Origin of the sequence: Erwinia sp. PsM31 (genome assembly GCF_030433775.1) — a bacterium.
Taxonomy (GTDB): domain Bacteria; phylum Pseudomonadota; class Gammaproteobacteria; order Enterobacterales; family Enterobacteriaceae; genus Erwinia; species Erwinia aeris.
Map to the genome: position 1 here is coordinate 14989 of NZ_JARUWZ010000009.1, position 20094 is coordinate 35082.

General features: G+C 58.0%; 20 protein-coding genes. 9 read left to right on the top strand and 11 right to left on the bottom strand.

What is annotated here, in order from left to right; genetic code table 11:
* Positions 1-140: 140 nt before the first annotated feature.
* Complete coding sequence (locus QCD69_RS09445; RefSeq protein WP_253457709.1) at positions 141-866, top strand: NUDIX hydrolase; 726 nt, start codon at positions 141-143, stop codon at positions 864-866.
* A 10-nt stretch (positions 867-876) separates the two neighbouring features.
* Here the strand turns inward: QCD69_RS09445 and tauD are convergent, their stop codons facing one another.
* The 5 genes from tauD to QCD69_RS09470 form a co-directional block, all read right to left on the bottom strand.
* Complete coding sequence (gene tauD, locus QCD69_RS09450) at positions 877-1734, bottom strand: taurine dioxygenase (RefSeq protein ID WP_125289843.1); 858 nt, start codon at positions 1732-1734, stop codon at positions 877-879.
* On the bottom strand, positions 1731-2558 hold the full coding sequence (tauC, locus tag QCD69_RS09455) for a taurine ABC transporter permease TauC (protein WP_253457706.1): 828 nt from the start codon (positions 2556-2558) through the stop codon (positions 1731-1733). The genes tauD and tauC overlap by 4 nt, the downstream gene beginning before the upstream one ends.
* Complete coding sequence (gene tauB, locus QCD69_RS09460) at positions 2555-3322, bottom strand: taurine ABC transporter ATP-binding subunit (RefSeq protein ID WP_253457703.1); 768 nt, start codon at positions 3320-3322, stop codon at positions 2555-2557. The genes tauC and tauB overlap by 4 nt, the downstream gene beginning before the upstream one ends.
* Before the next feature lie 9 nt (positions 3323-3331).
* Complete coding sequence (gene tauA, locus QCD69_RS09465) at positions 3332-4309, bottom strand: taurine ABC transporter substrate-binding protein (protein ID WP_301251820.1); 978 nt, start codon at positions 4307-4309, stop codon at positions 3332-3334.
* 277 nt (positions 4310-4586) lie between these two features.
* A complete protein-coding gene (locus QCD69_RS09470; RefSeq protein WP_301251821.1) occupies positions 4587-5189 on the bottom strand; it encodes a LysE family translocator in 603 nt (200 codons plus the stop codon).
* 83 nt (positions 5190-5272) lie between these two features.
* Between QCD69_RS09470 and QCD69_RS09475 the strand changes: the two genes are divergently transcribed.
* From QCD69_RS09475 to QCD69_RS09485, 3 genes are all read left to right on the top strand, one after another.
* Positions 5273-6307, top strand: a complete 1035-nt coding sequence (locus tag QCD69_RS09475; RefSeq protein WP_301251899.1) for a hydrolase — start codon at positions 5273-5275, stop codon at positions 6305-6307.
* Entirely contained in the window at positions 6264-6479 is a 216-nt protein-coding gene (locus tag QCD69_RS09480; RefSeq protein ID WP_253457694.1) for a YheU family protein, read from the top strand. Before QCD69_RS09475 ends, QCD69_RS09480 begins: the two co-directional genes overlap by 44 nt.
* Positions 6480-6700: 221 nt before the next feature.
* On the top strand, positions 6701-7570 hold the full coding sequence (locus QCD69_RS09485; protein WP_125289852.1) for a phosphoribulokinase: 870 nt from the start codon (positions 6701-6703) through the stop codon (positions 7568-7570).
* Here the strand turns inward: QCD69_RS09485 and QCD69_RS09490 are convergent.
* Positions 7563-7967: an OsmC family protein gene (locus QCD69_RS09490; RefSeq protein ID WP_301251822.1), complete on the bottom strand. Its 405-nt coding sequence runs from the start codon at positions 7965-7967 to the stop codon at positions 7563-7565. The genes QCD69_RS09485 and QCD69_RS09490 overlap by 8 nt on opposite strands.
* A 305-nt stretch (positions 7968-8272) precedes the next feature.
* On the opposite strand from QCD69_RS09490, the gene crp reads away from it, so the two are divergent.
* Complete coding sequence (crp, locus tag QCD69_RS09495; RefSeq protein WP_017803012.1) at positions 8273-8905, top strand: cAMP-activated global transcriptional regulator CRP; 633 nt, start codon at positions 8273-8275, stop codon at positions 8903-8905.
* A gap of 58 nt (positions 8906-8963) precedes the next feature.
* Positions 8964-11042 carry a YccS/YhfK family putative transporter gene (locus tag QCD69_RS09500; protein WP_253457687.1) on the top strand — a complete coding sequence of 693 codons (2079 nt, stop codon included), beginning with the start codon at positions 8964-8966 and terminating at the stop codon, positions 11040-11042.
* Positions 11043-11136: 94 nt separating this feature from the next.
* Here QCD69_RS09500 and argD read toward each other — a convergent pair whose 3' ends face one another.
* From argD to ppiA, 4 genes are all read right to left on the bottom strand, one after another.
* A complete protein-coding gene (gene argD, locus QCD69_RS09505; protein WP_253457683.1) occupies positions 11137-12354 on the bottom strand; it encodes a bifunctional acetylornithine/succinyldiaminopimelate transaminase in 1218 nt (405 codons plus the stop codon).
* A gap of 85 nt (positions 12355-12439) precedes the next feature.
* Positions 12440-13015, bottom strand: coding sequence for an aminodeoxychorismate synthase component II (locus tag QCD69_RS09510; RefSeq protein ID WP_253457682.1), 576 nt, complete (start codon positions 13013-13015; stop codon positions 12440-12442).
* 32 nt (positions 13016-13047) lie between these two features.
* Positions 13048-13608, bottom strand: coding sequence for a putative adenosine monophosphate-protein transferase Fic (locus tag QCD69_RS09515; protein ID WP_301251824.1), 561 nt, complete (start codon positions 13606-13608; stop codon positions 13048-13050).
* Between the two features lie 72 nt (positions 13609-13680).
* Positions 13681-14253 carry a peptidylprolyl isomerase A gene (ppiA, locus tag QCD69_RS09520; protein ID WP_253457676.1) on the bottom strand — a complete coding sequence of 191 codons (573 nt, stop codon included), beginning with the start codon at positions 14251-14253 and terminating at the stop codon, positions 13681-13683.
* 266 nt (positions 14254-14519) lie between these two features.
* Here ppiA and tsgA point away from each other — a divergent pair, with 266 nt between their 5' ends.
* Positions 14520-15701: an MFS transporter TsgA gene (tsgA, locus tag QCD69_RS09525; RefSeq protein ID WP_253457673.1), complete on the top strand. Its 1182-nt coding sequence runs from the start codon at positions 14520-14522 to the stop codon at positions 15699-15701.
* A 30-nt stretch (positions 15702-15731) separates the two neighbouring features.
* Here the strand turns inward: tsgA and QCD69_RS09530 are convergent, their stop codons facing one another.
* A complete protein-coding gene (locus QCD69_RS09530) occupies positions 15732-17012 on the bottom strand; it encodes a cytosine deaminase (protein ID WP_301251826.1) in 1281 nt (426 codons plus the stop codon).
* 219 nt (positions 17013-17231) lie between these two features.
* Here QCD69_RS09530 and nirB point away from each other — a divergent pair, with 219 nt between their 5' ends.
* The gene (gene nirB, locus QCD69_RS09535; protein ID WP_301251827.1) at positions 17232-19763 is read left to right on the top strand and encodes a nitrite reductase large subunit NirB; all 2532 of its coding nucleotides are present in this window, start codon (positions 17232-17234) and stop codon (positions 19761-19763) included.
* A complete protein-coding gene (gene nirD, locus QCD69_RS09540; protein ID WP_253457664.1) occupies positions 19760-20086 on the top strand; it encodes a nitrite reductase small subunit NirD in 327 nt (108 codons plus the stop codon). Before nirB ends, nirD begins: the two co-directional genes overlap by 4 nt.
* Positions 20087-20094 lie beyond the last annotated feature (8 nt).

Below are 20094 nucleotides of genomic sequence, written 5' to 3' on the forward strand. Positions count from 1 at the left end.
CGGAATTTACCATCCTGTAGAAAAAATCAATTAACAAGCTGATTAATAATGATTAAAAAAAGGAAAAGGCGGTCGTACATTGCAGGATATCCGTCCGCAATGCTAATGTGTCTGAGCGACAATTATTTACGGAAAAGCTTATGCTTTCAGAATCAGAGTATCTGGCCAGCTACGACGCCTCGCGCTACCCCTCTCCAATTGTGACCGTCGACAGCGTACTTTTTACGCTGCACGAGCAACAGCTCTGCGTACTGCTGGTGCAGCGGGCCAATCATCCGCAAAAAGGCTGGTGGGGATTGCCGGGAGGGTTTATCGATATGCAGCATGATGCCTCAACGCGCGCCACCGCGTTAAGGAAGCTGCAGGAGAAAACCGGCGTGGTTCCGCCGTGGCTGGAACAGCTCGAAACTTTTTCCGGCCCCGATCGCGACCCGCGCGGCTGGAGCCTGACCACCGCCTGGTATGCGCTGATTGCGCAGGAGAGCTGTCGATCGTACAGCGGCGATGTCAGCGACGCCGCGTGGCTGCCGGTCAACACCGTGATGCAGCGCAAGGATATTGCCTTCGATCACCAGACTATTATTACCAGCGCCTTAAAAAGGCTGCGGCAAAAAACGCTGTATACGCTGCTGCCGGTGTTTTGCCTGCCGGAACGCTTTACGCTGACTCAGCTACAGGAAGCCACCGAAGCCATCCTTGGCCGCCCGGTGCAGCGGAAAAGCCTGATCCGCCGCTTTGATTCCTCAGAGATGTTTGAGGAAACGGGCGAGAGCGTAGCTACCGGCGCGCGCAAAGCCAAACTGTACCGCCGCAGGAAAGAGGCCGACGTGCACAACTTTACGCGTAATCTTATGCCTGCCGATTAGGCCGTGGCGTTTATGCCCGGCCAGGCTGATAGAAAGGCTTGTCGCCCAGAATAGTGGCGCGATGCATAATCCGCCGTGCAGGCAGGTAGTCTGCATTGGCGTAGTGCTGGGTCACGCGGTTATCCCAAATCGCCACATCGTCCTGCTGCCATCGCCAGCGCACCTGGAACTCCGGTTTGGTGATATGCGCAAACAGGAAATTCAGCAGCGCGTCGCTCTCTTTCGGGCTGAGATCGACAATGCGCGTGGTGAATCCCTCATTAACAAACAGCGCCGACTTGCCGCTAACCGGATGCGTGCGCACGACCGGATGCAGCAGCGGCGGATTCTTCGCCACGGCCTGCCGCCAGCGCGCATGCTCCTCCTCGCTGCCGCGATACTTAAATTCCTGAAACGATTTAGTGAAGTCGTGCTCCGCCCGCAGGCCGGCAAGCAGGGCCTTAAAAGGCTCTGAAAGCGCGTTGTAAGCAGCAATGCCGCTGGCCCAGAGCGTATCGCCACCAGTTTCCGGCAGCTGCTTTGCCGCCAGGATCGCCCCGGCCGGCGGCGTCTCGATAAAGGTCACGTCGGTGTGCCAGTTATCGTTGTCCGGCGGGTTATCATCATGCGTATCCAGCACGATAATCTCTTCCACATCCGGCGCGTGCGGATAGACGGGATGGATGTGCAGATCGCCAAAACGGGCCGCCAGCGCTCGCTGTTGGGCAGGCGTAACGGGCTGATTGCGGAAGAACAGCACCTGATGACGGATCAGCGCATGGTAAAGCTGCTCAAACTGCGCGTCGCTCAGCGGGCGGCTGAGATCCACGTCAGCGACCAGCGCGCCGATATAGGGGCCAAGCGCGGTAACAGACAGACGTTCATTCATGATGTGACTCCATGCCAGGGGGTTAAACGGCGCTGTAAGGCTCGCAGCCCCAGCTCAAGCGAAAAAGCAATCAGCGCGATAACGGCGATGCCTGCCAGTACCACATCGGTTGCCAGAAATTCACCGGCGGACTGCACCATAAAGCCCAGCCCGCGCGTGGCGGCGATAAGTTCGGCGGCCACCAGCGTTGACCAGCCGACGCCAAGACCGATCCGCAGCCCGGTTAAAATTTCCGGCAGCGCGCCGGGCAGCACCACGAACCACAGCGTTTGCCAGCGGCTGGCGCCCAGCGACTGCGCGGCGCGCAGACGAACCTGCTGCGCGCTTTTGACGCCTGCCAGCGTGGACATCACCACGGGCGCGAAGATGGCCAGATAGATCAGCAGGATTTTGGACGTTTCGCCGATACCGAACCAGATCACCATCAGCGGCAGATAGGCCAGCGGCGGCACCGGTCGATACAGCTCAATCAGCGGGTCAAGGATGCCGCGCGCGGTGGCGTTCAGCCCCATCAGGATACCAACCGGCACGCCGATCAGCGTGGCCGCCAGCAGCGCTATCGCTATCCTTGTCAGGCTGGCGGCAAGATGCTGCCAGAGCGTCGCATCCATAAAACCCTGCGGGCCGGCAACCACCAGCAGCTGATGGAAAACCTGCTGCGGCGCGGGCAGAAAGAGCGGCGCGATCAGGCCAAAAGCGGTTACTGCCCACCAGATGCCCAGCAGCACCAGCAGGGTCGCCACGCTCAGGGTAAGCTGACGGCCAAACGGCCAGCGCAGCCTCAATCGGCGCACCGCGACTTTCTCCGTGGATAACAGGCTCATGAAAACACCTCGCGCTGTTGGAACACCCGGCTTAATACATATTCCCGCGTGGCGATAAAAGCGGGATCGGATTTAATGCTGCGGCAGGCTTCGCCGGCGGCATAGCGGCGGCCAAACGCCAGCGGCAGACGCTCGATAATTTTGCCGGGGCCGGGCGACAGCAGGATCAGCTCGCTGGCCAGAAAAACCGCCTCCTCGATATCGTGCGTAATCAGCAGCACCTGCTTGCCGCTGTCCCGCCACAGGTTCAGCAGCAGCTCCTGCATTTGCTCGCGGGTAAAGGCATCCAGCGCGCCGAAGGGCTCATCCAGCAACAGCAGCTGCGGATCGGCGGCTAAGGCTCTGGCAATACCTACGCGCTGGCGCATCCCGCCGGAAAGCTGCCAGATAAATTTCTTTTCCGCGCCGCCCAGCCCGACGCTTTTCAGCATCTGACGGGCCGTTTGATGGCGCGTCGCTTTATCCATCCCGGCCAGCTGCAGGCCAAAGGCGACGTTATCCAGCACGTTGCGCCACGGCAGCAGCCCTTCATGCTGAAACACCACGCCGCGCTCGGCTCCCGGCCCGGTTACGCGCTGGCCGTCCAGCGTAATGCTGCCCGACTCCGGCGTCAGAAAACCGGCAATCAGATTCAGCAGCGTGGTTTTGCCACAGCCTGAAGGCCCCAGCACCACCACCAGCTCTTCCCCGGCAATCGTCAGGTTAATATCTTCAAGCGCGAGGTGGCCGTCGTAACGGGCCGTCAGATGCGAGACTGAAAGCATGGCGGCTCCTTACTGGGTAAGATTTTTAACAAAGCGGTTGGTGACAAAGCCACTGTAATCGCTGGCAACCTGCGGCACTTTGCCCTGCTCTTTTAAAAACTGTGCGGTATCGCCGATAGCCTTATCGACCGGCTGGCCCAGCTGTTCAACCTGCTGCTGCGCCGTCAGGTAAGTGTTGCCTTTTACCAGCCCCGGCACCTGCTGTGTCGGCACGCCGCTCAGACGCGACAGCTTGTTGAGGTGATTGTCATCTTTCAGCCACTGCTCAGGGCTGTCCAGGTAGGCTTTTTGCGCCTCCAGCGCGCTACGGGCGAAAGCGGTGACCACTTCAGGATGCTGCTGCGCGAAATCTTTACGCACAACCCAGACGTCCAGCGTTGGCGCGCCCCACTTGCCGACCTGCGCGGAGTCGGTCAGTACCTTTCCTTGCTTCTCCAGCTCGTTCACCGCCGGCGCCCAGACGTAGGCGCCGTCAATGTCGCCACGTTGCCAGGCAGCGATAATCGCGGGCGGCTGAAGATTGACGATTTGCACCTGGCCCGGCTTGATGCCCCAGTGCTTAAGCGCGGCCAGCAGGCTGTAGTGAGTGGTGGAGATAAAAGGCACGGCGATACGTTTGCCAATCAAATCTTTGGGATCCTTGATGCTTTTCTTCACCACCAGCGCTTCGGAACTGCCGAGCTGCGACGCCAGCAGAAACACCTCAATCGGCACCTGCTGGCTGGCCGCTACGGCAAGCGGGCTGGAGCCGATATTGCCGATTTGCACATCGCCCGAAGCCAGCGCTCTGACCACGCTGGAGCCGCTGTCAAACTTGCGCCAGTCCACTTTTGCGCCGCTGGCTTTGGCAAAAGCGTCATCGGCCTGGGCCACTTTGGCCGGTTCTGCCGAGGTCTGATACGCCACGGTAACGTCCAAAGCCTGTGCGCTCAGCGCCGAAAAAGAAAGGCTGAAGGCCAGCAGTGAAAGAGTAAATTTATGCGCCATGCTTTGCTCCGGTCGTTATTGTTATAAAAGTGAACAACGCCTTTGTAACCGAGAGCGCTTGCCGCGATAAAGTAATAAAAAATTATCGGTTATAACGATAAGTCCTTAGAAGAAAAACAGGATTTTAATGCCGGAGAGTGGGATTGCCTTTAAGACGTCAGAGGCTGGCAGCAGCGTAAGTAGCGGGTTCAAAAACCCGCCGTAACGGCGCCCGCTGCTTACGAATTGAGAATGGGGAAAGCACTTTGCCCGAAGCGACGTTCGCCAGGCACTTTGCTTAGCGCCAGATAAGCAGCACGCAGGCCGCTGTCAGCACGCCCATCGCCATATTGAACAGCGTCCAGGCGCGACGGCTGTGCAGCAGGCGGCCAATCAGCGTGCCAAAGCCAAGCCAGATCAGGCCGGAAACCAGGTTGACCAGCGCCATCGCAAAGCTGATAGCCATTACCGATCCCCGATAAGCCTCACCGCCCAGGCTGAAGCTGGCGACCGCGCCCAGCGCCATCAGCCAGGCTTTGGGATTGATCAGCTGTAGCAGGCCGCCCTGCCAGAACGGCATTGGCGCTGTGGGGAGAGTGCCGGTATCCAGCCGCTCATATTTCGCCGTGGCGATTTTCCACGCCAGCCACAGCAGATAGACGCTCCCGGCGATTTTCAACACCAGATGCAAAGCAGGATAAAGCAGGATCAGGCCGCCAATACCGAACGCGACCAGCAGCAGCATGACCTGCATCCCGATCATGATGCCGATCAGCAGCCACAGCGAACGCAGAAAACCAAAGTTGGCGCCCGAGGCGGTGAGTAACATATTATTAGGGCCTGGCGTGATCGCAGCGACCCACAAAAAACCCAGCATCGACAAAAACAGTTTCAGTTCCATATGAAACGGGCGCTCCTCACCCCACTTAACAACAAACTTATCGAAGCTAACAGTATGACAAGGATCCGGGAAGCCTTTTGAAGATGAATTTTGACGGGTCGCTGGAAAATACTTTTCGTCCGCTGGCGGGCATGAGCAACGCGCATTTGCAAACCATCCTGCCGCGCCTGGTTCGTCGCCGTATCGCTTTGCAGCCGCACTGGCAGCGCCTGACGCTGCCGGACAGTGATTTTGTCGATCTTGCCTGGAGCGAAGATCCGGCGCAGGCGAGCCACAAGCCGCGCGTGGTGCTTTTTCATGGCCTTGAGGGCAGCTTTCACAGCCCTTACGCGCACGGGCTTTTGCAGGCCTGTCGACAGCGCGGCTGGCTGGGCGTGGTGATGCATTTTCGCGGCTGCGGCGGCGAACCGAACCGTCTCGAGCGCATTTATCATTCGGGCGAAACCGAAGACGCCAGCTATTTTTTACGCTGGCTACGGGAAACCTGGGGAACGGTGGCGACCGCTGCCGTGGGCTTTTCGCTTGGCGGTAATATGCTGGGCTGCCTGATGGGCCAACAGGGCGACAGCTGTTTGCTGGATGCCGGCGTTATCGTTTCCGCGCCGCTGATGCTGGAACCCTGCAGCCAGCGGCTGGAGCAGGGATTCTCGCGTGTCTATCAGCGCTACCTGCTAAACTTGCTGAAGCAGAACGCCACCCGCAAACTGCACGCCTGGCCCGGCACGCTGCCTGTCGATCTGACGCAGCTTAAGGCGCTTAAGAGACTCAGGGAGTTTGACGACGCCATTACTGCCAGAGCGCACGGTTTTGTGGACGCGACGGATTACTATCGCCGCTGTAGCGCGCTGCCGCTGCTTTCCGGCGTGCGTAAACCTCTGCTGATTATTCATGCTAAAGACGATCCCTTTATGACCGACGAGGTCATTCCTGCAACCGACAGGCTGCCCGATTGCGTAACGTATCAGCTGACGCAGCACGGCGGACATGTGGGATTCGTGGGGGGAACGCTGCGCAGGCCGCAAATGTGGCTGGAGCAGCGTATACCGCAATGGCTTTCAACCTGGCTGGACAACGATGATTATTCCCTGGAAAGAACTGGACCCGGACACGCTCGCTAACCTGATTGAAGCCTTCGTGCTGCGCGAAGGCACCGACTATGGCGAGCAGGAGCGCTCGCTGGAGCAAAAAGTCAATGACGTTCGTCGTCAGCTGACAAACGGCGAGGCGGTGCTGGTCTGGTCAGAGCTGCACGAGACGGTCAATATCATGCCTAAAGGCCAGATCCGTTAAAGCCTCCCGCTGAGGGGGCAAAAGCCTATCGGCGACGCCGTGTTCTTCTTACCGCTTAGCTAGTCGGAAGACGGCGATCTCGTTTTCCTGACGGCTAAACCGCTGTTCGCGCTTGGCTTTATTGCATAACCTCTGCCGCGCGCTCACCCCTGGGCAGAAGATGACAGGCTATAGCAAAACGTGATAACAATGGCGGAATAACGTTCACAGGAAACTCGTTTATGTCCGCCATACATCCAGTGATTGCCGTGACCGGTTCCAGCGGCGCGGGCACCACCACCACCAGCCTGGCCTTCCGCAAAATTTTTCAGCAGCTGAACCTGCACGCGGCGGAAGTGGAAGGCGACAGCTTCCATCGCTATACCCGTCCCGAAATGGATATGGCAATCCGCAAAGCGCGCGATATGGGCCGCCATATCAGCTATTTCGGCCCGGAGGCCAACGATTTTTCGCTGCTGGAGCAAACCTTCGCGGAATATGGCCGCAGCGGCAGCGGCCAGTCCAGAAAATATCTGCACACCTATGACGAAGCGGTGCCCTGGAACCAGGTGCCTGGCACTTTTACGCCGTGGCAGCCGCTGCCGGAACCCACCGACGTGCTGTTTTATGAAGGGCTGCACGGCGGCGTGGTGACGCCGCAGAACAATGTCTCGCAGCATGTCGATCTGCTGGTGGGCGTGGTGCCTATCGTCAACCTGGAGTGGATCCAAAAAATGATCCGCGATACCAGCGAACGCGGTCATTCACGCGAGGCGGTGATGGATTCCGTGGTGCGCTCAATGGACGATTATATTAACTTCATTACGCCACAATTTTCCCGCACCCATATTAACTTTCAGCGTGTCCCTACCGTGGATACGTCCAACCCTTTTGCCGCGCGCGGCATTCCTTCGCTCGACGAGAGCTTCGTGGTTATCCATTTCCAGGCGCTGGAACAGATTGACTTCCCCTATCTGCTGGCGATGCTGCAAGGCTCTTTTATCTCCCATATCAACACGCTGGTGGTGCCGGGCGGCAAAATGGGCCTGGCAATGGAGCTGATTATGGGGCCGCTGGTCAAGCGCCTGATGGAAGGCAAAGCTATCAAGTAACGCCCATCTCATGGCTATGGGTAAGGGTCACGCCCTTACCCAGCATCAGCGCGACCGGGCAATATTTCCCGACAGCAAGGCTGACCGCGCGCGCCAGCGCCTTATCCGTCAGCCCGCTGCCGCTGACAATAAAATGCAGGTTGATGCGGGTAAACAGGCGCGGCGGCTTCTTGCGCCGGGTTGACGTCAGCTTCACCTCGCAGTTGTCTACCGTGAAACGCCCTTTTTGCAGAATGGCAACCACTTCCGCCGCGCTACAGCCGCCTGCCGCCATCAGCAGCATTTCCATCGGGCTGGGCGCTTTATCGCCCGCGTTGCCGTCCATCACGATCTGATGGCCCGATGAGGATCCTCCCAAAAAGGTCAGCCCTTCCACCCATTTGACGCTCGCTTGCATAACAAACTCCTCTAATTCATTTAGTTAAGCCGCGGTCGGCTTAGGGCAACTAAAACAGCAGCGCGGCAGATTTCCCGCTATGCTGAAGCGAGACAACAGAAGACACCCATGCAAAGCTGTGCTACAAACAAGGCTGTATTTCGTCAGTACTCTACAGACCAGACGAAACGGGACGACATAACGAGCCCGGCACTCAACAGAGAGCCGAATAACTTTCCTGCATGGGAAGCGCTTGACTATTTCAACGCCTGTCAGGGAACTCTGCCCCTGTATTTAGGCACGATAACAACAGAGGATAACAGCGAATGGTTCTCGGCAAACCGCAAACAGACCCGACACTTGAATGGTTCCTGTCACATTGCCATATTCATAAGTATCCATCCAAAAGCACGCTGATCCACCAGGGTGAGAAAGCAGAAACCCTTTACTACATCGTCAAAGGCGCGGTAGCGGTGCTCATCAAGGATGAAGAAGGTAAAGAGATGATCCTGTCTTACCTTAACCAGGGCGATTTTATCGGCGAGCTTGGCCTGTTTGAAGAAGGCCAGGAGCGCAGCGCATGGGTGCGGGCAAAAACGGCCTGTGAAGTGGCGGAAATCTCCTATAAGAAGTTTCGCCAGCTGATCCAGGTCAACCCGGATATTCTGATGCGTCTCTCTTCACAGATGGCGCGCCGCCTGCAGGTTACCTCCGAGAAAGTGGGCAATTTAGCTTTCCTCGATGTGACAGGTCGCATCGCGCAAACGCTATTGAATCTGGCCAAACAGCCGGACGCTATGACCCACCCGGATGGGATGCAGATCAAAATTACCCGCCAGGAGATTGGCCAGATCGTCGGCTGCTCGCGCGAAACCGTCGGCCGTATTCTGAAGATGCTGGAAGATCAGAATCTGATCTCCGCACACGGTAAAACCATCGTGGTCTACGGTACACGCTAAACCGCTCTGATTGCATGGCGCAATGCCTTCGTTGCGCCTTTTCAGCGGGTACAAAGCAATGTGGCGCCGACTCATCTACCATCCCGAAGTTAACTACGCCCTGCGGCAGACGCTGGTGCTTTGCCTGCCCGTCGCCGTCGGCTGGCTGCTGGGCAATTTGCAAAACGGCCTGCTGTTCTCGCTGGTGCCGGCCTGCTGCAATATCGCCGGTCTGGATACGCCCCATAAACGCTTCTTTAAACGTCTGCTGATCGGCGGCGGCCTTTTCGCCTTCAGCAGCTTTCTGGTGCAGTATCTTGGCGACTATGCCGTTCCCCTGCCCATTATCCTGTTTTCCATGGCCATGCTGCTGGGCGTGACCGGCGAAATCAGCCCGCTGCATGGCAGACTGCTGCCCGGCGCGCTGATTGCCGGCATCTTTACCCTGAGCCTGGCCGGTCGGATGCCCATCTGGCAGCCGCCGTCGCTTTATATCCTGGGCACGGTCTGGTACGGCCTCTTTAACTGGTTCTGGTTCTGGCTGTGGAAAGAGCAGCCGATGCGGGAAACGCTCAGCCTGCTTTATCGCGAGCTGGCCGGCTACTGCGAGGCCAAATACAGCCTGCTGACGCAGCTTGCCGACCCGGAAAAAACGCTGCCGCCGCTGCTGGCTCGCCAGCAAAAAGCGGTCGACCTTATCAATACCTGCTATCAGCAAATGCACATGCTGGCCGCCAGCAACGATAATCACCATAAGCGGTTGACCCGCGCTTTTCAGGTTGCGCTGGATTTGCAGGAGCATATCGCTGTCAGCCTGCATCAGCCGGAAGAGGTGCAGAAACTGGTGGAGCAGAGCCATGCCGAGGCGGTGATCCGCTGGAACGCGCAGACCATTGCGGCCAGGCTGCGCGAGCTGGCGGACGATATTCTCTATCACCGTCTGCCGACACGTTTCAGCATGGATAAACAGCTGCAGGCGCTGGAAAAAATTGCCCGCCAGCATCCCGCCAACCCGGTCGGCAACTTTTGCGCCTGGCATTTCAGCCGTATCGCCCGCGTGCTGCGTACCCAGCGTCCGCTTTACCAGCGCGATCTGATGGCGGATCGTCAGAAACGACTGCCGCTGCTATCTGCCATCAGAAGCTATCTGTCGCTGAAATCCGCCGCGCTGCGCACCGCCGCCAGGTTTGCGGTTATGCTCGCTTTCGCCAGCACCCTGGCGCTCTCGTTTAATCTGCCCAAGCCTTACTGGCTGCTGATGACGGTGATGTTTGTCAGCCAGAACGGCTACAGCGCGACCAGGGTACGTATTCAGCACCGTGCGCTGGGCACGCTGGGCGGGCTGGTGGTGGCCGCGCTGACGCTACGCTTTCAGGTGCCGGAATCGGCTGTGCTGCTGGTGATGCTGACGCTGACGCTGGCGGGCTATCTGGTGATCCGCAAATATTACGGCCTGGCGACGATCGGCTTTACCGTGACGGCGGTATATTCGCTTCAGCTGCTGTCGCTGAACGGCGCCGACTTTCTGCTGCCGCGCCTGCTGGATACGCTGATGGGCTGCCTGATCGCCTTTGCCGGGATGATCTGGCTGTGGCCGCAGTGGCAAAGCGGCCTGCTGCGGCAGAATGCGCACGACGCGCTGGAAACCTATCAGGAAGCGCTCCAGAAACTGCTGGGGGACGAAGAGAGTCCGCAGAAGCTTGCCTGGCAGCGTATGCGCGTTAACCAGGCGCACAACGCGCTGTTTAACTCGCTGAACCAGGCGATGCAGGAGCCGGGTTTCGACGCCCGCTACCTGGCCGATATGAAGCTTTGGGTTACGCACAGTCAGTTTATCGTTGAGCATATCAACGCCATGACCATTTTAGCGCGTGAACATACCATGCTGACGCCGCAGCTGGCCGAGCGCTATCTACAGGCGTGCGAAATTGCGCTACAGCGCTGCCAGCAGCGGCTGGAGTATGACGGGCCGAGTTCCACAAACAACGTGCTGGAGACGGATACGCCCTTTCAGCAGGGCGCGACGACGGTGATGGAAAGGCACATAAAGCGCATTCTGGAACATCTTGGCGTGATGCACACTATTTCTTCGTTGGCCTGGAGCAGCCGACCTCATCATGGCCGCTGGCTGTCGCGCCATTTACGGAAATCAGCCTGATGATGCTGAGCAGAAGTTTTTCGGCGCGTGTAAGCGGCCTGGTGCAGACGACGCGCCTGTTTAGCCGGAAGCGCGAGGCTTCCGGCCTGACGAGTTAAGCCAGCAGTTTTTTCACGGCGGTGGCGAAGCGGTTCATGCCCTCTTCGATATCGGTCGGTTCAATGACCAGCGACGGCGCAAAACGGATCACGTCCGTCCCGGCATTGAGGATCATTACGCCTTCGGCGGCGGCGGCGTTCAGAATATCGCGCGCTTTACCGGCATGCTGCGGCTTCAGCGCCGCGCCAATCAGCAGGCCTTTGCCGCGAATGTCGCTGAACAGATCCAGCTGCGCGTCCAGCGCTTTCAGCGCGGCGACAAACTGCTCGCGGCGCGCCTCTACACCGTTCAGCACTTCTTGCGTATTGATGATATCCAGCGCCGCTTCCGCTACCGCGCAGGCCAGCGGGTTGCCGCCATAGGTGGTGCCGTGCACGCCGGGCGCCATCACCGAGGCGATCTCGTTGGTGGTCAGCATGGCGCTGACCGGAAAGCCGCCGCCCAGCGCTTTGGCGGTGGTCAGAATATCGGGCTGGACGCCGTAGTGTTCATACGCAAACAGCTTGCCGCTGCGGCCCATGCCGCTCTGTACCTCATCCAGCACCAGCAGCGCCTGATGCTGGTCGCACAGCTCGCGCAGCCCCTGCATAAACGCCTGAGTAGCCGGCATCACGCCGCCTTCGCCCTGGATAGGTTCCACCACGATGGCGCAGGTATGGTCGTCGATAACCGCTTTTACCGCGTTAAGATCGTTAAACGGCACGTGGACGATGTCCGCTGGTTTAGGGCCAAAGCCGTCGGAATATTTCGGCTGGCCGCCGACGGAAACGGTAAACAGCGTGCGGCCGTGGAAGGCGTTATGAAACGCGATAATTTTGCTTTTAAAAGGCGAATGGCGTTTAGTCGCGTAATAACGAGCCAGCTTAAAGGCCGCCTCGTTGGCTTCCGCGCCGGAGTTAGCGAAGAACACGCGTTCGGCGAAAGTGGCGGCAATCAGCTTGCTGGCCAGGCGCAGCGCGGGTTCGTTGGTGAAGACGTTGCTGGTGTGCCACAGGGTTTCACCCTGCGTTTTCAGCGCTTCCACCAGCGCCGGATGACAGTGGCCCAGCGCGGTAACGGCGATACCGCCGGAAAAGTCGACGTACTCTTTACCCTGCTGATCCCAGACGCGGCTGCCTTTTCCCTTAACCGGCACAAACTGCGCTGGTGCATAAACAGGCAAAATCACTTCATCAAACGTCGAGCGCGTTACCGATAATTTATCCGCTGCCATTGCCAACCTCATCTTTTTACGTTACAGAGCCACTGAAATTATAATCACAAAATATGCATAAAAAATCACTTTAAGGCAACCAAATTTATTGCCTGAGGAAATTCTTCAGCAGCTGATGCCCCTGCTCGCTGAGGATACTTTCCGGATGAAACTGCACGCCTTCCAGCGGCAAATCACGATGCCGCACGCCCATGATCTCGTCCTTCTCGCCGTCGCGCAGCGACCAGGCCGTCACCTCAAAATCGGCGGGGAGCGAGGCAGCCTCGACGATTAGCGAATGATAGCGCGTTACCCGTAGCGGATGATTCAGGCCGTTAAAAACGCCGCTGTTATTATGCTCAATCAGCGAGGTTTTACCGTGCATTACCTCACGCGCCCGCACAATACGCGCGCCAAAAGCCTGCGCTATCGCCTGATGCCCCAGACAAACGCCAAGCACCGGGATTTTTCCGGCGAAGGCCCGGATAGCCTCCAGCGAGATGCCCGCCTCGTTGGGCGTGCACGGCCCCGGCGAAATCACCAGATGTTCAGGCTTTAGCTCGCTTATTTGCGCCAGCGTCAGCTCGTCGTTACGTCTGACGTGAACATCTGCGCCTGCTTCACAAAAATATTGATAAAGGTTCCAGGTAAAAGAGTCATAGTTATCGATCAGCAGCAGCATACAAGCTCCGGGAAAAAAGAAACGCCGCTATTCTACGCGTTTTCGTCCCGCTCGCTGATGACTTTGCCGAAAGCGGCTTCCAGCAGCGATAAGTCGCCCGCCAGGCTTGCCTTAACGGCCGCCTGCCAGCTTTCGCTGTCGATCAGGCTCCATTGAATGTCGCAACCGGCATGGATAATCAGCTGTTCGAAAAAAAGCCGCTGGGCGCGTCCGTTGCCGCGCAGAAAAGGATGCAGCACGGTCAGCTCGCAGTAGTACCAGGCGAGCCTTTCCGCCATGCGATCCAGCGGCAGATCGGCCAGACCGTTCTCTTCTTCCAGCGCCTGCATCAGCGCGTTGCCTTCTTTCTCGATGTATTCAAAGTGGCAGCAGGGCGTGTCGCCGATGGCGATATCGACTTCGCGCAGCTCGCCCGCCTCCTCCAGCACATCCTGAAAAAGCGCGCGGTGCATGGCGCGCAGATGAGGCAGACCCGGATTGCGCGTGCCCAGTTCGGGCAGGGAACCCGTTAATAAAAAGCTCGCCAGGAAGTTGGTCGGCAGACGCTGCTGCCAGAGCGTATTTTTTTGCTTGTCGGTGAGCTTTCTGGACATGAGTTCTCCTTGAAGGGGTAATTGCTGCTAAAAGCTTAGCTGATTATCAGCAGCAATCCCCCGACCGGAGCGTTAAGGCAGGATTTTTGCGGAAAGGATCACGACAGGTTTAACCGGCACGTTCTGGTATGGCCCCATATTCTGGGTCGGCACCTGAGCGATTTTATCCACCACTTCCTGGCCTTTCACCACTTTGCCAAAGACGGCATAGCCAAAGTCACGCTGGCCGTGATCCAGGAAAGCGTTGTCCGCTACATTGAGAAAGAACTGGCTGGTAGCGCTGTCTTTATCGGCGGTGCGGGCCATGGAGATGGTGCCGCGCTTGTTCAGCAGGCCGTTATCCGCTTCGTTTTTAATCGGCGCGGCGCCAGGTTTCTGCTGCATATCGGCGGTAAAGCCGCCGCCCTGCACCATAAAGCCCGGGATCACGCGATGGAAAACGGTGTTGTTGTAGAAGCCATTGTTGACGTAATCAACAAAGTTCTTCGTGGAAATCGGGGCCTTTTGATTATTGAGTTCCAGCTCAATATTGCCAGCAGAGGTGGTCAGCAGCACGTGCGTATCTCCTTTTGCCGCCAGGGCAGAAGCGGAGAGCGTAGATAACGCAAACACGGTGGCGACCGCTGTCAAAGTACGTTTTAACATAAAAGATTCCTTACTTAAGGGCTACAGGCCGAAAGCTGATTGTAAAGAGGCGCTTATCCCTGCGCCAGCGTTTTACCTATTTTTACGCGTGCCGGGCCGACGCAAACGCTTTCGCCAGGCAAAAAACGGTGATATTCATCACGAATATCCTGAAATCGCTGGGGAAACTTGCATTATTTATTTAAGCAGATCACGAATCCAGCTAAACTGCCCGCGCTTAGCGTGAGCGTCCAGCCTCACAACTCTTGACTCCACGGGCCACAACTATGACTAATCGCGATCGAATCGGGCTTACCTGGATCAGCTTTTTCTCCTATGCGCTAACCGGCGCGGTAGTAATCGTCACCGGTATGGTATTGGAGAATATTGCTGACTATTTTCATCTGCCAGTTGCGCAGATGAGCAACACCTTCACCTTCCTGAACGCCGGCATTTTAGTCGCCGTGTTTCTTAACGCCTGGCTGATGGAAATCATTCCTCTGCGCCGACAGCTGATTTTCGGCTTCGTGCTGATGGTGCTCGCCATACTGGGGCTAATGACCAGCCACTCGCTGAGCGTCTTCTCGCTCTGTATGTTCGTGTTGGGCGTGGTCAGCGGCATCACCATGTCGATTGGTACTTTCCTGATCACCCATCTGTACGAAGGCCGTCAGCGCGGTTCGCGCCTGCTGTTTACCGACTCCTTCTTCAGCATGGCGGGCACTATTTTTCCCATTATCGCCGCCGCGCTGCTGGCGCGTTCGCTGCCGTGGTACTGGGTTTATGTCTGTATCGGCGTGATCTACCTGGCTATTTTTGTGCTGGCGCTCTGCTTTGAGTTTCCCGTGCTGGGCAAAAAAGCCGCCGTTCAGAACGTGGAAAAAGAGAAATGGGGCATCGGCGTGCTGTTCCTGTCTGTCGCCGCGCTCTGCTACATCCTCGGCCAGCTTGGCTTTATCGGCTGGGTGCCGCTGTACGCCACAAAAACCATGGGCATGGATCTGACCCAGGCTGGCGCGCTGGTCGGCAACTTCTGGACCGCCTATATGATCGGCATGTGGGCGTTCAGCGCCATTCTGCGCTTCTTCGATCCGCAGCGCATCGTCACCGTACTGGCGCTGCTGGCGACGGCGCTGATGTACTGGTTTATCAGCAGCAGCGACGCCAGCATGCTGAAGTGGATCATGATGAGCCTGGGCTTCTTCTCCAGCGCCATCTACACCACCATCATTACGCTGGGATCGCTCCAGACTAAAGTCTCTTCGCCAAAGCTGGTGAACTTTATTCTGACCTGCGGCACCGTTGGCACCATGCTGACTTTCGTGGTCACCGGCCCGATTGTGGATAAGCACGGCGCTCACGCGGCGCTCTCTACCGCTAACATGCTGTACGCGGTGGTGTTCGTGATGTGCCTGCTGCTGGGCTTCGTCAGCAAACACAAGCTGCACGGGCATATGTCCTCGCACTAACGGGAAAGGCCGGGAAACCGGCCTTTTTTATTAGCGCCGAAAATCCACTTTTTCGCTCTCCGCTAAATAAATTGTGCTCGCCGCAGGCTGCGTTTGTGCAATCACCCTTCCCTGACGGATCGAATAACGCGTCGGCACCTGACGCCGCAGCGCATCAAAACCGTTCTCCGCAGGCAGGATAATCAGGTTGGCGCTGTTGCCGCTCTGAATGCCGTAATCCTGCAGCTGTAGGGTTCTGGCGCTGTTATGCGTAATCAGCTTAATGCCTTCATCCAGCTGGCCATACCCCATCAGCTGACAAACATGCATCCCCATATGCAGCACCTGAAGCATATTGGCGGTGCCGAGCGGATACCAGGGATCGAAAACGTCATCGTGGCCAAAGCAGACGTTGATCTCCGCCTCCAGCATCTCTTTTACCCGCGTTACGCCGCGCCGTTTGGGATAGCTGTCGAAGCGTCCCTGAAGATGGATATTCACCAGCGGATTGGCGACAAAATTGATGCCGGAAAGCTTCAGCAGCCGAAACAGACGCGAGGTATAAGCGCCGTTATAAGAGTGCATCGCCGTGGTATGGCTGGCGGTGACGCGGGCGCCCATTTTCTCGCGCAGCGCCAGCGCGGCGACGGTTTCCACAAAGCGCGACTGTTCGTCGTCGATTTCGTCGCAGTGCACGTCAATCATGCGCTGATACTTCTGCGCCAGCGCGAAAGTTTTATGCAGCGACTCCAGGCCATACTCGCGCGTAAATTCAAAATGCGGGATAGCGCCAACCACGTCCGCGCCCAGCCGCAGCGCCTCTTCCAGCAGGGCTTCGCCATCGGGGTACGAGAGAATGCCCTCCTGCGGAAACGCGACGATCTGGATATCGACCCAGGGTGCCATCTCGCTTTTCACTTCCAGCATGGCCCGCAGCGCGGTAAGCGAGGGATCGGACACGTCTACGTGCGTGCGCACATGCTGGATACCGTTGGCGATCTGCCATTTCAGCGTCTGCCGCGCGCGGGTTTTGACATCTTCATGATCCAACATCGCTTTACGCTCTGCCCAGCGCTCAATGCCTTCAAACAGCGTACCGGATTCATTCCAGGCCGGTTCGCCTGCGGTCTGGGTGGTATCAAGATGGATATGCGGCTCAATAAAAGGCGGAAAAGCCAGCCCGCCCTCCGCATCCAGCGATCCTTCCTGCGCGGCGCCGTGCGACTGGGGCGAGATCGTGGCGATTTTGCCGTCGCGGATAGCAATCTGCCAGAGTCCCTCACGCCACGGCAATCGCACATGGTGAATGCTTTTTAATGGAATAGCCTGCATAAACACGCTCCTGAACGTCGGTGGTTTTTTTAACCATACCATCCTTTGTGGCGGAGCGAGACGGGAGCAATACCAGTAAAATCCATAACTTACTTAAAAAAGCTTAAAAATCATCACTCTACCCATAAAGGGGTATTTAAAAACTGGCTTGATATACATCAATAACCCTGGAGTTTTGCGCGCTATTGTAGCGGCATTATTTTGTAATGTGAGGCACAAATGCGCACCCGACTCGTTATTATTGGCAACGGCATGGTAGGGCATCGCCTGCTGGAAGAGCTGGCCGAAAAGGCCGCGCCGGAGCAGTTCGACATCACGGTTTTTTGCGAAGAGCCTCGCGTGGCTTACGATCGCGTGCATCTCTCCGCTTATTTCACCCATCACAGCGCCGAGGCCCTTTCGCTGGTGGCGGAAGGCTTCTGCGAAAAGCATAAAATAAGCGTGCTAACTGGTGAAAAGGCCTTAACAATCGACCGCCAGGAAAAGGTGGTGTATTCCGACCAGGGCCGCGCGGTGAGTTACGATAAGCTGGTGCTGGCGACCGGCTCTTATCCCTGGGTGCCGCCAATTGCAGGCGCCGACGGGAACAGCTGCTTTGTTTATCGTACGCTGGACGATCTGGACGCAATCGAAGCCTGCGCCCGTAACAGCCGTAGCGGCGCGGTGATCGGCGGCGGTCTGCTGGGGCTGGAGGCCGCCGGCGCGCTGAAAAATCTGGGCATGGAAACGCACGTGGTGGAGTTCGCGCCCGTGCTGATGGCGGAACAGCTCGATCCGCTGGGCGGAAAGCTGCTGCGGAAAAAAATCGAAGGAATGGGCGTTGCCGTTCATACCAGCAAAAATACCCGACAGATTATTGACGGCCCGTCAGGCGGAAAAATCCTGCAGTTTGCGGATGAAAGCCAGCTGGCGGTCGATTTTATCGTGTTTTCCACCGGCATTCGCCCGCAGGATCGTCTCGCCAGAGAAGCCGGCCTTGCCATTGGCCCGCGCGGCGGCGTAGTGATTGACGACAGCTGCCGCACTACGGATGCAGATATTTACGCCATTGGCGAATGCGCCGCCTGGCAGGAACGCGTGTATGGCCTGGTGGCGCCGGGCTACAAAATGGCGCAGGTTACGGCAGACAGCCTGCTGGGTCGGGAGAACGCCTTTACCGGCGCGGATATGAGCGCGAAGCTCAAGCTGCTGGGCGTGGACGTCGGCGGTATCGGCGATGCGCACGGCCGGACGGAAGGCGCGCGCAGCTATCTCTACCTGGATGAAAACAAAGAGGTCTATAAGCGTCTGGTGGTCAGCGCGGACAATAAAAAGCTGCTGGGCGCGGTGCTGGTGGGCGATACCAGCGACTACGGCAATCTGCTGCAGCTGATGCTTAACGGCATCGAACTGCCGGACAACCCCGACACGCTGATCCTGCCCGCCCATGCGGGAAGCAAACCGGCGCTGGGCGTGGATTCGCTGCCGGAAACGGCGCAAATCTGTTCCTGCTTTGACGTCACCAAAGGCGACCTGGTGCTGGCGATCCACAACGGCTGCCATACCGTGGCGGCGCTGAAGGCGGAAACCAAAGCCGGCACCGGCTGCGGCGGCTGCGTGCCGCTGATGACCCAGGTGCTGAACGCCGAGCTGAGCCGCCAGGGCATTGAAGTTAACAGCCACCTTTGCGAACACTTTCACTATTCCCGCCAGGAGCTGTATCACCTGATCCGCGTGGAAGAGATCCAAACCTTTGAGCAGCTGCTTAGCAAATATGGCCAGGGCTATGGCTGCGAGGTCTGTAAACCCACGGTAGCGTCATTACTTGCCTCGTGCTGGAACGATTATGCCCTCCAGCCTTCGCTGGTGCCTTTGCAGGACAGCAATGACAGCTTTCTTGGCAATATTCAGAAAGACGGCACCTACTCCGTGATCCCGCGCTCTGCGGGCGGCGAGATCACCCCAGCCGGGCTGATAGCCATTGGCGAGGTTGCCAGCCGCTACGGCCTTTACACCAAGATCACCGGCTCGCAGCGCATCGGTCTGTTCGGCGCGCAGAAAGACGATCTGCCCGCCATCTGGCAGACGCTGATCGAAGCCGGTTTTGAAACCGGCCACGCCTACGCCAAAGCGCTGCGCATGGCGAAAACCTGCGTGGGCAGCAGCTGGTGCCGCTTCGGCGTCGGCGACTCTGTGGGGCTGGGCGTGGAGCTGGAAAACCGCTACAAGGGCATCCGCACGCCGCACAAGATGAAATTTGGCGTGTCGGGCTGCACCCGTGAATGCTCGGAAGCGCAAAGCAAAGATGTCGGCATCATCGCTACGGAAAAAGGCTGGAACCTTTACGTCTGCGGCAACGGCGGTATGAAGCCGCGCCACGGCGATCTGCTGGCGGCGGATCTGGATCGGGACACGCTTATCCGCTATCTGGATCGCTTTATGCTGTTTTATATCCGCACCGCCGATAAATTGCAGCGCACCTCGCTGTGGCTGGAGAGCCTGGACGGCGGCATCGACTATCTGCGCCAGGTCATTATCCACGACAAGCTGGGCCTCAACGCGCAGCTGGAGGCCGACCTGGCCCGCCTGCGCGAGCGCTTCGTCTGTGAGTGGCAGGCAACCCTTGCGCAACCGGAGCGGCTTGCCCGCTTCCGCCACTTTATCAACAGCGACAGCCGCGACCCGCTGGTGCAGAGCGTGCCGGAGCGTCAGCAGCACCGGCCCGCGCGGCCCGAAGAGCGTATTCCCGTTGTTATGGAGGAACAGCCATGAGCCAGTGGCATAGCGTTTGCCCTTTAGAAAGTATTCAGCCCGCCACCGGCGTTTGTGCGCTGGTGGCGGGAGAACAGGTTGCCCTGTTTCGCCCTCGCGCCGATGAAGCGGTGTTCGCCCTGAGCAATATCGATCCCTTTGCCCAGGCCAGCGTGCTCTCACGTGGCCTGATTGCCGAGCACCAGCAAAGCCTGTGGGTTGCCAGCCCGCTGAAGAAGCAGCGTTTTCGCCTGAGCGACGGCCTCTGTATGGAGGATGAGAGCCGCTCGATCCCCGCCTGGCCCGCCAGAGTCCGCGACGGCATGGTGGAAGTGGCGATATAAGCCCTTCT